At 43.2% G+C, this 13,912-nt stretch carries 14 protein-coding genes; 7 read left to right on the forward strand and 7 right to left on the reverse strand.

Annotated features, from left to right (window positions below):
• The first annotated feature begins 41 nt into the window (after window positions 1–41).
• The 5 genes from JHD69_RS06830 (at window position 42) to JHD69_RS06850 (ending at window position 4,405) form a co-directional block, all read left to right on the forward strand.
• On the forward strand, window positions 42–1,427 hold the full coding sequence (locus JHD69_RS06830; RefSeq protein WP_199138671.1) for a dicarboxylate/amino acid:cation symporter: 1,386 nt from the start codon (window positions 42–44) through the stop codon (window positions 1,425–1,427).
• A gap of 50 nt (window positions 1,428–1,477) precedes the next feature.
• Window positions 1,478–1,957 (forward strand): hypothetical protein, encoded by a 480-nt coding sequence (locus JHD69_RS06835; protein WP_233165751.1) that lies wholly within the window; start codon window positions 1,478–1,480, stop codon window positions 1,955–1,957.
• Window positions 1,957–2,469, forward strand: coding sequence for a hypothetical protein (locus tag JHD69_RS06840; protein WP_199138675.1), 513 nt, complete (start codon window positions 1,957–1,959; stop codon window positions 2,467–2,469). The genes JHD69_RS06835 and JHD69_RS06840 overlap by 1 nt, the downstream gene beginning before the upstream one ends.
• 69 nt (window positions 2,470–2,538) lie before the next feature.
• On the forward strand, window positions 2,539–2,901 hold the full coding sequence (locus tag JHD69_RS06845; RefSeq protein ID WP_199138677.1) for a BlaI/MecI/CopY family transcriptional regulator: 363 nt from the start codon (window positions 2,539–2,541) through the stop codon (window positions 2,899–2,901).
• 4 nt (window positions 2,902–2,905) lie between these two features.
• Entirely contained in the window at window positions 2,906–4,405 is a 1,500-nt protein-coding gene (locus JHD69_RS06850; RefSeq protein WP_199138678.1) for a M56 family metallopeptidase, read from the forward strand.
• Window positions 4,406–4,516: 111 nt separating this feature from the next.
• On the opposite strand, the gene JHD69_RS06855 is transcribed toward JHD69_RS06850, so the two are convergent.
• The 6 genes from JHD69_RS06855 to JHD69_RS06880 all read right to left on the reverse strand — a co-directional run bounded on the left by JHD69_RS06855 (window position 4,517) and on the right by JHD69_RS06880 (window position 11,815).
• On the reverse strand, window positions 4,517–7,171 hold the full coding sequence (locus JHD69_RS06855) for a TonB-dependent receptor (RefSeq protein ID WP_199138680.1): 2,655 nt from the start codon (window positions 7,169–7,171) through the stop codon (window positions 4,517–4,519).
• A gap of 23 nt (window positions 7,172–7,194) precedes the next feature.
• Window positions 7,195–8,133 carry a GLPGLI family protein gene (locus JHD69_RS06860; protein WP_199138682.1) on the reverse strand — a complete coding sequence of 313 codons (939 nt, stop codon included), beginning with the start codon at window positions 8,131–8,133 and terminating at the stop codon, window positions 7,195–7,197.
• A 91-nt stretch (window positions 8,134–8,224) separates the two neighbouring features.
• Complete coding sequence (locus tag JHD69_RS06865; RefSeq protein WP_199138684.1) at window positions 8,225–9,085, reverse strand: GLPGLI family protein; 861 nt, start codon at window positions 9,083–9,085, stop codon at window positions 8,225–8,227.
• A gap of 13 nt (window positions 9,086–9,098) precedes the next feature.
• Window positions 9,099–9,932 (reverse strand): GLPGLI family protein, encoded by an 834-nt coding sequence (locus JHD69_RS06870; RefSeq protein ID WP_199138686.1) that lies wholly within the window; start codon window positions 9,930–9,932, stop codon window positions 9,099–9,101.
• Window positions 9,933–9,944: 12 nt separating this feature from the next.
• On the reverse strand, window positions 9,945–10,841 hold the full coding sequence (locus JHD69_RS06875; RefSeq protein WP_199138688.1) for a GLPGLI family protein: 897 nt from the start codon (window positions 10,839–10,841) through the stop codon (window positions 9,945–9,947).
• Between the two features lie 86 nt (window positions 10,842–10,927).
• Entirely contained in the window at window positions 10,928–11,815 is an 888-nt protein-coding gene (locus JHD69_RS06880) for a GLPGLI family protein (RefSeq protein ID WP_199138689.1), read from the reverse strand.
• A gap of 644 nt (window positions 11,816–12,459) precedes the next feature.
• Between JHD69_RS06880 and rplU the strand changes: the two genes are divergently transcribed.
• Together rplU and rpmA are read left to right on the forward strand one after the other, a co-directional pair.
• Window positions 12,460–12,771 (forward strand): 50S ribosomal protein L21, encoded by a 312-nt coding sequence (gene rplU, locus JHD69_RS06890; protein ID WP_199138690.1) that lies wholly within the window; start codon window positions 12,460–12,462, stop codon window positions 12,769–12,771.
• 59 nt (window positions 12,772–12,830) lie between these two features.
• The gene (gene rpmA / locus JHD69_RS06895) at window positions 12,831–13,283 is read left to right on the forward strand and encodes a 50S ribosomal protein L27 (protein ID WP_199138691.1); all 453 of its coding nucleotides are present in this window, start codon (window positions 12,831–12,833) and stop codon (window positions 13,281–13,283) included.
• Between the two features lie 59 nt (window positions 13,284–13,342).
• Here the strand turns inward: rpmA and JHD69_RS06900 are convergent, their stop codons facing one another.
• Window positions 13,343–13,819, reverse strand: coding sequence for a hypothetical protein (locus tag JHD69_RS06900; protein WP_199138692.1), 477 nt, complete (start codon window positions 13,817–13,819; stop codon window positions 13,343–13,345).
• Window positions 13,820–13,912 lie beyond the last annotated feature (93 nt).

Here is a 13,912-nt window from a genome sequence, read left to right on the forward strand (position 1 = left end):
ATTGTAGTTTTACGGCTTCTATTCAAATGTAAACTTAACAAATGTCGAATAAGAACAAACTTACCCTCTTTATTTTCATTGCGCTGGTATTGGGCGTAGCCGTGGGTTATTATTTAAACGTTAATAATTTTAGCAAGCATAACGAGGCCATCGTGAGTGCCGATGCACAAATCAAGAAAATAGACGGGCAATTGGGCGATATGAAAGACACCACCGTGGTGCAGTACGCCCAGCTCAAAACGCAAAAGGCGGCACAGGTCAAGATCCGTAAGGAAAACGAAACCCTGCGCGAGAAAAAACTGGAGCCTTTTACCTTGTTGAGCGATATCTTTTTGAGGTTGATCAAGATGATTGTGGCGCCCTTGGTATTTACAACACTGGTAGTAGGGGTGGCTAAAGTAGGCGACATCAAAGCGGTGGGCCGTATTGGAGGCAAAACCATGTTGTGGTTCATCAGCGCTTCGCTCATGTCGTTGTTACTGGGGATGCTTTTGGTTAATATCTTTAAGCCTGGAGAGGCCATGCACCTGCCTTTGCCAAGCAGCCATACCGATACCGGTATCAAAGCCACTGCACTATCGGTCAAAGACTTTATTTCGCATATTTTTCCAAAAAGCTTTGCCGAATCGATGGCTACCAACGAAATCCTGCAAATTGTAGTGTTTTCCCTGTTCTTTGGCGTAGCCACAGCCGCCGTTGGCGAAAAAGGCAAAGTAGTGATCGAATTTTTTGATTCAGTAGCGCATATCGTGCTCAAGGTAACAGGTTATGTAATGAATTTTGCGCCATTTGCGGTATTTGGTGCTATGGCTGCCATTGTGGCAAAACAGGGCATCAGCGTGCTGTCTACCTATGCTTTGTTTATCGGCGAGTTTTATTCGAGCATGTTCATTCTTTGGTTGTTGCTCATATTTATCGGCTACCTTATTCTAAAACGCAGGATTTTTAACCTGATGAACAGAATGAAAGAACCTGTAATGCTGGCATTTAGTACAGCCAGTAGCGAGGCGGCCTACCCAAGAACCATGTTGCAACTCGAGCGCTTTGGCTGCAAAGACAAGATTGTAAGTTTTGTATTGCCTTTGGGCTATTCGTTTAACCTCGATGGTTCGATGCTGTACATGACCTTTGCCTCGCTGTTTATTGCGCAGAGCTATGGAATTCACCTGTCTTTCGAACAACAGATTACCATGTTGCTCATCCTAATGCTGACCAGTAAAGGCATTGCAGGCGTGCCCCGTGCTTCGTTGGTGGTTATTGCAGGCACCATCGCCACTTTTAATATTCCTGAGGCTGGTTTGGCATTGCTTATTGGCATCGATCCGCTGTTGGATATGGGCCGGTCGGCAACCAACGTTGTTGGCAATAGCATTGCTACCGCAGTAGTGAGCAAGTGGGAGGGCGATTTAACCGAACCTCTAGATTAATTTTAAGTTTTTAGCATACGGCAATGACAAGCAGGGCAAAGAAAGTTTTTTTGGCATCTACCATCGTAGTACCTTTTATTATTTATTGCATTATTTATTATGCACCCATTATCAGAAATGCACCTTTTAAGGCCAAGGAATTTGTTTCGCTAGAGTATAAATGGGGCGCGGGCGATCAGCTCGAAAATTCGTACAACTCGGCTACAGGCGAATACAAATACCTGAACGATAAAGATTCGCTGGTTACCAAACATGTAATGCTGAACGAAAGAGACAAAAAGTTCTTAGACAGCAATGCCGATGTACAGGGCTTTTGGAATTTGCCAGATGTGGTGGCCAATAGTGCAGAAGACTTGAAGAACTCGAAAGCGCCACGCTTTTTCATGAAATTCAACTACCAGAAAAAATCCAAGGAGGTAACCTACCTGGCCGATTTTTCGGGCAATCCCAAAATGAAGGATGCCGCCGCGCAGATGCAGAAAATTATCGAGCAAACTATTAACGACCGAGAAGAAAAGGAGCGCAACTAATGATTTCTGCTTTCCAAAAGAACTGGTCGCTGATTAGCATGATTGCGGTTATTGCAATTGCCGGCATTGGAGGTTATTACGTCATCAGGCTTAAGCAAGGGCCTTACCGTTCGGCCGATTTCGTGTCTGTTCAGTACAGTTGGGGTCTTGGCGATACCTTGGTCAACAGCTACAACTCGGCTACTGGCCATTATCAATACCTCAGCAACAAAGATTCGCTGGTTACCAATAAATTCAAGCTGCGCAGCAACAACATGATCTATTTGCACAGCAAGGCCAACGAATTGGATCTTTGGACCCTGCCCGATGTCATTGCCAATCGCGGCGCCGATTTGAAAAGCAAGCGGGTACTGCGCTACGAAATGGTTTTTAATTATGTAAACAAGACCAAAAAAATCGTTTTTATGAGCGATTACGACGAAAATCCCCAAATTGCGCAAACCGCATCTGCCCTGCAAAAACTGGTAGAAAGCACCATTGCCGAGGCCGAAGACCGCTATACAAACCATTAGTTTACAAAGCTTTTCAAAAATTTTTCGGATTACGGTTTATTTCGTATGTTTACGATATATTCGTAAATGATGGAAAAATTAACTGCACAGGAAGAAGAAGCTATGCTTGCCGTATGGCAGGCCGGCCCGGGTTTTATCAAAGATTTCATGGATGCCATGCCAGAGCCCAAACCTCCCTATACCACTTTGGCTTCGACTATTAAAAACCTCGAACGCAAGGGCTTTCTAAAAAGCGAGCGTTATGCCAATGCCAATCGCTATAGCGCCAAGGTAAAAGAAGCCGAATATAAAAAGCGTTTCATGAGCGGTTTTGTAAACAGTTATTTCCAAAGTTCGTACAAAGAGCTGGTTGCTTTTTTTGCCAAAGACAAAAAAATCAGTGCCGAAGAACTTAAAGAGATTATCAATCTGATCGAAAACCCTGAAAAGTAATGCTATGCCACACTTTTTTGTCATCTTGCTTAAAATAAACCTGGTGCTTATCCTTTTTGGAGCCACTTATTACCTGGTTTTGCGCCGATTGACCTTTTATACGCTCAACCGTATGTTTTTGGTTTTCGGCATCTTGTTTTCGACCATTTACCCCTTCATTAACCTCACCGATTTTTTTCATAACCAGAAAGCAATCAGTCAAAAGGTAGCTTTTGTTTCAGAGCTTAACCAAAAGGCGGCCACGCTGGTGCCCAGTCAATTTATCGCACTCAACTGGCAATTGCTTACGGTTTTGTTTTATGCAGGTGTAGTGCTCATGGCCTTGAGGTTACTGGTTCAGTTTATATCGCTGTACAGGATGCACCGCAGGTCGGCACCGGGCCAGGTAGCCAATTATCCGGTAAGGGTATTGGAAGAGCCGGTGAGTCCGTTTTCATTTTGGCAAACCGTTTACATCAACCCGGCAATGCACAAGGAAAAAGAGCTGGCCACCATTTTGGAACATGAAAAAGTACATGTAAAGCAATGGCATTCGCTGGATATTATGCTGGCCGAGCTGAGTGTAGTTTTTTACTGGTTTAATCCTGGGGTTTGGCTGATGAAAAAAGCGGTTAAGGAAAACCTTGAGTTTATTACCGACGAAAAGATACTGAAGAAGGGCGTAGACAGAAAAACATATCAATACAGTTTGTTGGATGTAGGCAATTTAACACCTGCTGTGGCCATTGTGAACAATTTTAACCTGTCCGACCTGAAAAAGCGCATCAAGATGATGAATGCTAAACGTTCGTCGCGTTTAACCCTGAGCCGTTATATGTTTGCATTGCCTGTACTTTTGCTAACCACATTGGCCTTTACGGTAAGCAAAAAAGATATTGGCAAACACTTGGCGCCCCTAACGGCGGCCATTGCCCATACCATTAGTGCCCATGACACTGCCGAAGTTGTACCAAAGCAGCAACAGCAAGCAGTTAGAAAAAGAAAACTTCAAACTGTTGCAGCCCCATCCGATAGCACAACAGTAGCTGGTATCATGTTGAGGCGAATTGATCTCAATGCCGATTCGCTAAGAGCCGGCCATGTAGATTTACCCGGATTGTTGGCTGACGAAAAGACAAGGGAAATGCTTGTTGAGGCATTAAAAGGAAAAGTACAAGGTAAAAATACCCTGTTGATTCGTAAAGATACCTTGAGTGGAGCCGGACTGGTAAGAAGCGGAGTAAAAAGCGTAAAAATAGAATTTAAAGGCAAAATGGGCCAACCTCTTGATAGAAGCGAATTTCCAAATGACAAGGTAATTGTAGTTAAAGGCTATGCCACCAAGAAAACACCTAGCGATAGCACCACGATCAATGTTAGCGACCGATTGAATTATTATGTAAACGGCGTAAAAGTGAGTGCGGCAGAAATGAAAAAATCGCTCGAACCCAAACTAGTTAAGGGAATTATACTGAAAAAGAACGATACTCAAGAAACTAATTTCATGATAGAAACCAAACACTAAAACTGTTCCTGCCTAAAATTGCAACGGGGATTGCCTATGTATCGCAACGATTTATTCCCAAAGAAAAAGCCCCAGATTTGGGGCTTTTTTCATAGTTGTTTGTTTGGTTATTTAGAAATTAAAGGTGGCTTTGAGCATGGCTACACGCCCCGGAATGTAATAAGTTCCAGAGGTAAGCGAGTTGACGCTCAGGTTAATGGCTTCAAATTTCTTGACGTTGGCTAAATTGGTTACGCCAAATTCCAAGTCGGTTTTGATCTTTACAAACCTGTATCTCACGTTAAGATCGGCAAAAATGTACTTCAGGTCTGGCTGACTGGCTTGGTGCGTAAAAATATGCTCGCCGGTAAGGTTTACGAAAAGGCTTCTGAATAGGGTTGCCGTAAGGGCCGATTGTTGCCTCAGTTGTTGGTATTTGGTTGTAATGGCATCGGCTTTAGACGATTTGCTGGTATTAACCGAGTAGTTGGCGTTGTAAGACCAAGTCATGAAACTAGTCAGCTTAGACTCGATACCGGCCTTATATATCATGGTTTCTGAAGTAAAAGGCAAGAGCTCATTGTTCAATAGCTGGTCAAGTTTGGTTTGGCTAAAGCTTACGGCACCATTAATCGTACTGCGCCAGCTAAACAGGTACTTGCTGCTGTTGGCGCTTACAGAGAAGCTCTTAAGCTGGTTAGACAAAGGCAGTACTATTCTTTGCTGGATACTGTTGGTTAGGGTATAGGAAGAAATGGTGTTGAGCGTGGTATTGCTGTAGTTTGCGTTGACCGAAAAAAAGAACATCTGCATGGCCTTGCGGAAATTAAAGCCTGCACCTGCGAAGTGGGTCTTTTTCTCCGAAATTGGGGCGTCGTTGGCAAACAGCGAACGGTAGTTCTTCAAGATGGTGCCGCGATAAACCTCATCAAGTCCGCCCAGGTCGTTTTTAAAGCCATAGTTGGCAGTTATGTAGTTTTCGATGCCGGTTTGGTACTTGATGTTAAAGACCGGGTTGATGAAAAACTTTTCGAGGTTTTTATCCAGCGCATGGCTGGCGTCGTTATAGTCGATTTTGTTGTAGCTAAGCGGCAACGCCAGTCCAACTTTAAGCTTATCGCCCGCATATTCGTAATTGGCCTCTGCATAGGTCCTAAACTTGGTCCAGTTTAAATCGTTGGTCATGTCGGCCGAAACCAGCTCGGTGGTTTGGTCGTTTTGGATTCGGTACAGTTCGGAGCCTAGTTTTTGGTTTTGCCAATTGAAGCCAGCCTTATAGGTTTGTGTAAACTTGCCGTTTACCAAGGCAAACGAGAAGTAGTTGTTGGTAAACCAGGTAGGAAAGCTGATGTATTGGTTTAATCCCGCATAAGGCGTGTTGTTGTTCAGGATGTTTTCGTTCAAGCCCGGTCTGATATTGAGGGTTTCGGGTTGCGAACTCCGATCAATGTACGAATAAAAATTGACCATGGTAGACTTCAGCTTCCTGCGGTAATTAAACTCGTTAGAAATATCGAACATCCGTTGCGATAAGGACTGATTGGCCCCAATGCCGTTAATAAAGACTTCAGAATTGGTTTTAAACGGGTTGTAATCGGCAATAAACGTATTGTTCAAGTAATGCATTTCGGCATTGCTGTTCAAATTGAATTGCGCATGCAGTTTTTGCGGATTGATGCTGTTGTTTTGCAACTCGGTATACCTGATGGTTTGACCCGGCAGATAAGTTTCAGAAAACTTGTTGTACTGCTGGTTCCTTTGGTCGTATAAATAAGATACGTTGGCTTTCAGCTGCAAGTCTTGGTTAAACTTAAACAAATTGTTGAGGTTAATCAGTCCGGCTTTATTAAACAGCGAACGGTTTTGGGGCAGGGTAGGTACGCCCGCGGCGCCCGCCGACAAAAAGTTGCCAGGCTTGTCGTTTTCCTGTCTTTTAAAGAAATCATTAAAAGAAGTAAGGTCAATCCCCGGATCAATACCGATGTTGTTGCCCTTGATGTTGTTCAGGAACTTGATGTTTTTCTTAAACATCATGGCATTGAGGTTGCCGTCAAAACGATCTGGCGTGCCTAGGCCTGCTTTGATGTCGCCCATTATTTTGAGCCTAGCCTCGTCTTTCATCACCAGGTTCAGGGCCACATCGTCGCTCATGTTGTTTTTGCGTAGCATTTTAATCGGTTGGTCTTTTTCAATAATCTGAACTTTGTCTACTGCGCCATGCGGAACGCTTTTGGTGGCCACTCCATATTTGTCGTCCAATAAGTTGTCGCCGTCAAAGTAGAAATTGGAAATGCTCTTGCCGTTATAGCTGATCTTTCCATTTTCGGCCACCTCAATGCCAGGCATTTTTTTAAGTACGTCGCCAATGCTACGGTCTTGCTTGTCGGCAAAATCAGAGGTCTTGTAGTTCAATGTATCGCCATTTGAAGTGAGCGACGGCCTGTTTTTAACCACAACCGGCTTCAGGTTAATTTCGCTTTCCTGCAGCACCAGGTCGTAGGTTTGGTTAAGCGCAGCAACGGCAACGGCCTTTTTTTCATAGCCGATAATGGTGGCCTCAACGCTCAGGTCCTTGGTTTCGTCGCCAAGGCTTAAGCTGTACTCGCCTTTGGAGTCGGTTCTGGTAAAGCTGATGATGTTGCCATCTTTGTCTTTCAGGTTTACATTGGCCGATGCAATGGGAGCACCTTTGCTGTCCTTTACTTTTCCTTTCAGCTGTTTTTGGGCAAAAGCCGATACGGTGGCAAACAACAGGAAAAGCAAGGCAAGGGTGTATTGCTTTTTCATGGAATTCGGTTTTAACGGTGAACTTATTTTTTCTCTGGCAGTTCTATCGGATTGTTGATGGTAATTTTGGCTGGACCACTAGCCCCTGCCGGCCTAATTTGGGTATTCATGTTCATTTTTACCGATCCTTGTATGCCGCTATTGGCCAGTTGAGCATTCAGGAAACCCTGTGGATCTTTGTCGCGCGCCTCTTTGAGCTTGTTGTATTCTTTTTGGCTGGTTTTAATCGCATCGGCAGGCAATTTGATTTCGCTTCCCAGATAAGCATCCGCGGCATCCATACCCATAATTTTAACGGCATTGCCTGAAATAGGTTTTTCTTCTATAGTAGCGGTAATGTTTGTCTCGTCAACCTTGTCTATGCCTGCGAATTGAAACTGTACTTCCTTTTTCTCGTCGTAGGCTTCTATAATCAAGCCCGGCAGACCGTTTAGTTTCCAAGGTCCGCTCTGAAAAGGCATATCAGGTGCATACCAGGCAATCCAGTTCCGGCCCTTAAAATAGGTAGTTGCTTTTTGGCAGTGCACGCCCGAGAAACTCGCTGTGTCTTTGGTGATTTTCCAGCTGATTTTCGGCGCATCCTCTTCAATCAGGTAGTTGTTAAGCAAACGTTCCTTGGTAATGAGCTTGTTCTCTTTTGCAAAATAGAAATAATCCGTTCCGGTAGTTGGTTTGGAAGAGGTTCTTTTGATGCTGACGTTACCACCTGCATTGTTTTTGATCTGCTCCTGTATTTGTTGGTTCAGCGCTATGTTGTTGTTCAGCTTATCGTAGCTGGTGTAAACCGAGGCGTTTTTGCCAATCACCAAAAGCATATTCTCGGTGTAGGGCTTGTCGCGCTGGGCGGTGTCTTGAATGTGCGAAAAACTGTATCGTACCCTGGCTAGTGCCTTGTCTGGGCTTTGTGCAAAAACTACAGTTGTAATAGCTGTTGCTAGAATAGTGCTTAAAATAGCTTTCATCATGTTAGGTTTGTTTGTGATTAATTATTCGTAAATCTACGATTAATTCGTAGTGTTAGTGATGATTTAACATTTTTTAACGAATAGAAATTTAATAGCCAGATTGGGCTTTAATAAAACCTCTTGGGTCTTTTTGAAAAGCAGCTCTGAGGTTATCCAGCTCTTCTTTGGTGGTCTTAATGACGTTTTTTTGCAGTTTGATGATGTTTTCGAAATAGGCGCCAGCCACATCGGTGCCAATTACCTGGTCGATGGCGTTGATATCGGCAGGGTGGGCATTAGGTCTTTTCCTGATATCATCGGCACGCTGAAAATCGCCTTCCTTGGCATCCGTTATGCCTGCAAACCTGAACCAGGTATCTTTGGATTCATCGTAAGCCTCAATAATCAGTCCAGGTAGGCCATTTAGTTTCCAAGGCCCATAGCGAAAGGGCAGGCTGGGTGCAAACCAAGCTATCCAATTCTTGCCTTCGAAAGTAGCGATGGCTTTTTGGCAATGCACTCCCGAAAAGCTGGCGGTATCTTTGGCAATCTGCCATTTGATTTCGGGTACTTTTTCTTCATAGAGGTAACTTTGCAGGGATATGAATTCCTTGCCAAAAAACCTGTTCTCCTGGGCAAAGTAAAAATAAGAGGTGCGGTACATCCAATTGGTGGCATTGGCGTCGGTTACAAATGCTACAGGTTTGTTTGAACCGGCCCTATTGGCAATCATAGCCCTAAATTTCTGGTCTTCGGCCACTTCGTGCCTAATCTTGTCGTAGCTCGTATACAAAGAAGCATCTTTGCCTACAAAAAGGAGCATGTTATGATTAATGACTTTTCCGCTTTTTAAAGTGTCTGCTTTTTGGGTATAGGTATAGCTTACACGGGCCAGCACCCGGTCTGCCTTTTGCGCAAAACCATTGGTGCTAATCCATGCCAGCAAGAAAGCTATTGATAATTGTTTCATCTGCTGATTGTAGTTATTTTTTTTCGGGAAGTTCTATGGGGTTATTGGTAACGGTTGGGCCCGCAATGCCAGTCATGCTTTTGCCTATGCGAATTTCTTTGCGGTCGATACCCGTCATTGCCGATGCAAAGCCGACCGGATCCTTTACAGAGAATTCTTTTATTCTAGTGTATTCCTTCATGTCGGTTCTCTTAGCATCTTTGGGCAATTTGATATCGCTTTCATAAAAGTAGCTGTCGCTGTTGGTATTGGCAGCGCTTACCTTGTCCATGCCCGCAAAATGGAACTGTACCTGTTGCTTGTCGTCATAGGCCTCTACAATTAATCCTGGCAGGCCATTCAATTTCCACGGACCACTTTGAAAAGGCAATTCTGGCGCATACCAGGCAATCCAGTTGCGGCCCTTGAAATAGGCGGTGGCTTTTTTGCAGGCAATGCCCGAAAAGCTTGCGGTATCTTTGGTGGTTTTCCAATTTATTTTGGGTGCTTTTTCTTCGGCCAGGTATTCGTTATAGATTTTCTCTTTGATAAAAAACAGGTTTTCCTTCACAAAAAAATAATAGTCTTGCTGCGATACAGGCTTGAATGGGGCATTAGGAGCAGCGGGTTCCGCTTTGGCTTTTCCGTCATCTACCAATTTACGGTTTAGCCGGTCGAGGCTGGTATAGACCGAAGCATTTTTGCCAATCACCAAAAGCATGTTCTCGGTGTAGGGATTGTTCTTTTGGGTAGTGTCTTTGATGTGTACAAAACTGTATTTGACACGTGCTAAAGCCCGATCTGGATTTTGTGCAAAGGCCTGAAGCGAAAGTGCAAAGCATAGGCCGGTAATGAAGCTGGTTTTCATGTTGTTTAGGGTTTAATTATGTTCAGGTAATTCTATTGGATTGTTCAGGGCATTTTTTGAGGCAATTTCTGCCAGTTTACTCGTGCTGCTTATGGTTACGCCACTATTGGTCATTTGTGCCTTTGCAAAACCTATAGGATCTTTTGCCCGGGCTTCCTTCAGCTTGTTAAGCTCGGCTATGCTTGTTCTGATGGCGTCTGCAGGCAACTTGATTTCGTTGCCTGCTAATGCACTGGTAGAAACAGTAACGGTATTTTCTGGGTCCAATATCGGTTTAGCGGCCGTTTCTTCCTTGATGTTCTCAAAACCTGCGAAGAGGAACTGCACCTCCTTTTTGTCGTCGTAAGCTTGTATGATTAGCCCAGGCAATCCATTGAGTTTCCATGGCCCGCTTTGAAAGGGGAGTTCTGGTGCGAACCAGGCAATCCAATCCCGACCTTTAAAATGTGCTGTGGCTTTTTTGCAGGCAATCCCCGAAAAGCTGGCCGTATCTTTGGTAATCCTCCAGCTGATTTTGGGTAAAGGCTCTTCGGTAAGATAGATATTGATGATGAGCTCCCGGGTAAAAAGCTTATTCTCTTTGAAGAAGCTGTACAGCTCAATGGCCGTAGTAGGCTTAACTTTGCCTACGTTGATGCGGATAGGTTCGCCTGGCGCAGTGTTTTTTATCTGTTCCTCAATCTGCCTTTTCCGTTCGATGCCTTGAGTCAGCTTGTCATAGCTGGCATAAACCGAAGCATTTTTGCCAATCAGCAGAGCCATATTCTCGGTGTAGGGATTGGCTTTGTTGGTGGTGTCTCTGATATGCGAGAATGAATAGCTGACTTTTGCGAGTGCTTTTTCTGGTGATTGTGCCCAAGCCATGCTGGTGCAAGAGAAGGCAATAAGGGTGATTTTTAGTAATCTCATTTGAGTAAGGGTGTTTTTATGGCGTCCATTTCTATGAATTTTTCGTAGAAATGGACGCGTTTGACATATGGTGCTTTTGTAATAGGCTAAGGAAGTTCTATGGGATTGTTCATGAAAACTACTTTTCTCGGCATGTTGGGCTTGTTTTCGAGCAGCTTTCCGAAAGGCGTTCCGGCAAGTTGTGTTTTGGCAAAACCCATAGGGTCTTCGGCATAGGCCATTTTTAGCCGTTGCATCTCGTCCTTGGTGGTTTTAATGGCAATGGCTTTGCTTGGTAGCTTGATTTGGTTTGTGATTTCGCTAATATCCATCATTTCGCCACTTATTTTAGGGGTTTGGCTTGCAGATTCACGATTGACGGTTTCAAAGCCATTAAATAGAAACTGAACGTCTTTTTTGCTGTCGTAGGCTTCCACGATCAATCCGGGCAGGCCGTTTAGTTTCCATGGGCCGTTTGGAAAGGGGATGCTGGGCGCAAACCATGCCGTCCAGTTTCTGCCTTTGAACAATGCCATGGCTTTTTGGCATTGAAGTCCGGAGAAACTGGCTGTATCTTTGGTGATTTCCCAATTGATGTGCGGGATGTCTTCCTCGGTATAATAGAAATTAATCATCCACTCGCCCACATAGAGCTTATTGATAGCGCGAAAGAAATAAAGATCATACATACTGGTGGGTGTTCTTTTTTGTGCCCGAAAAATTACACCGTTGGTAACGCCACCATTGTTCCTAATCAGCTCGTTATCGCGCTCCATGGCAGCCACTTTTTCTTTAAGCCTGGTTTCGCTGGTATACCACGACGAGCTTTTGCCCATCATCAAGATCATGTCTTCGATAGAAGGCATGCTGCGCTTGTTGGTGTCTCTCACATGAATAAAATTGTATTTTACCCTGGCCACAACCGGTTCGGCATTTTGGGCCATTGCCAGTGTTGTAAGCAAGAGGGATAATGCTGTAAACAAGAACCTTTTCATGGGCTAAATTATTTGTATTTCGTAAATCTACGAAATATTCGTAATAAAAGAAAATATTTTGGTTTTTTTATCAGGCACAGCGATCTGTAGCTTGGCGACGGCGGGGCTTAGCAATACAGATTAACTGAAATGCGGCAACTGAATACTGCAAAATGTTCCAGAAAAGCTGTTCAGCTCCATGTTTGGCAATGCCTTGTTATAGAGTACCTCTTTGTTGTTGAATTTATTTGTTTTTTTAGTTCGTCTGGTACATTTGTCCATTTTGTATTATCCGTCAAAGCAAGTTTGCAACTGCATTCCGCCATTCTCTTGGGTTTGTCGAATAAAGAAAAAGCCTATTGTGGTCGCAATGAACTTCTGTTGCTGTTCTATAGATTAAAGGAAACGTTCTTTGTCGGGTTTAATGAAAAGCCGCTCTTTGTGGTCGGTGCCAATTTCTAAAATTTTATCTATCGTCATTAGCTTTTTTTGAACTGATCATTATATGTGATTACGTGATCGGAAATTCTTCTTGAAAAGAGTCTGTTTATCATGGTTTTAACCGGTACAAATTATTTTGTATATCTATTTGTGTTTGAAAATTAATTGTTCTATATTTGCACCTCGATAAAAAATAAAAACAAGTCTAAAATAATTATTTAACAATGTACGCAATAGTAAATATAGCAGGACAGCAATTCAAAGTTGCAAAAGACCAGCACCTTTTTGTACACCGTTTACAAGGAGATGAGGGCGCTAGTATTGAATTTGACAATGTATTGTTGGTTGATAATGGTGGTAAGATTACAGTAGGCGTTCCTGCGGTAAAAGGTGCATCGGTTACAGCTAAAATCGTGTCTCATTTAAAAGGTGATAAAGTAATCGTTTTCAAAAAGAAACGTAGAAAAGGTTACAAAAAGAAAAATGGTCACCGCCAGTATTTCACCAAAATCCAGATTGAGAATATCACTCTGTAGTTAATTTTTTGTTTAATTCTGAGATTGGGATTTCCAATCTGTAAAAAATATAAAAGAAAATGGCACATAAAAAAGGAGCCGGTAGTTCGAAAAACGGACGTGAATCGCATAGCAAGCGTTTAGGTATCAAAATTTTTGGTGGTCAACAAGCTATCGCTGGTAACATCATCGTTCGTCAACGTGGTACAAAACATCACCCAGACAAAGGTGTAGGTATTGGTAAAGACCATACTTTGTTCGCTTTGGTACCTGGTATCGTATTGTTCAAAAAGAAACGCGACAACAAATCTTATGTTTCTGTACTTCCAGTTGCTGATGATGCTCCAGTAAAAACTGCAGCACCTAAGAAAGCAGCCAAAGCTGCGAAACCAGTTGTTGAAGCTGCTGCTGAAGCACCAGCCAAAAAAGCACCTGCCGCTAAAAAAGAAGCAGCGCCTAAAGCCGCTAAAGCCCCTGCAAAAAAAGCAGCTAAAGCCGATGACGAAGCTCCAGCTGCAGAAACCGCTGAATAATATTTGTAATACAGCATAAAAAAAGCCGAACATCATTTGTTCGGCTTTTTTGTTTTATGTTATTGATGATGTAGGCCTTGCCTTTTTTCGAAAGCACTCTTGAATTTTTTGGAGGTATGATTTTGATGCACAGCATAATAGAATACTCCACCCGCAAAATAGGCCAATATATCATAAAAATCCGCAGTGTTGTAAGGCGTGAAGTAGGGTAGGCAACCTTCAAAAACCAGCGCCGCAAGTAAAGCAATACTCAGGATTTGATAAAGTGGATATTTAAAAGTTCCATCTGGCACAAAAATTAGTGAACCCAGTACAAACGGAATATGGATAAGCAAGGGCACAAAAACAAAATCCGTAAGCCAATTATTAATGAGGGGAATGGGCATTTCCAGTTTGCGCGTGTATCTAACCAATATCCACGAACAGCAATAAAATGCCAAATATCTATCAAAGATCAGTACTATTAGTGAGCGAAAGATGCTGCGGTTATAACTCCGGCTGTGGCGCATAGCAACAACATTAAAAACATTAACCACCCAACATTTTTTCCAGCTTTTTTAAATTTTGAGTCGTTAACGTCTTCGGGAAAGATCGTCATTCTGATTTCATGTAAATTCCTAAAGAACCAA

Source organism: Pedobacter sp. ASV12, from assembly GCF_016429155.1.
Taxonomy (GTDB): Bacteria; Bacteroidota; Bacteroidia; order Sphingobacteriales; family Sphingobacteriaceae; genus Pedobacter.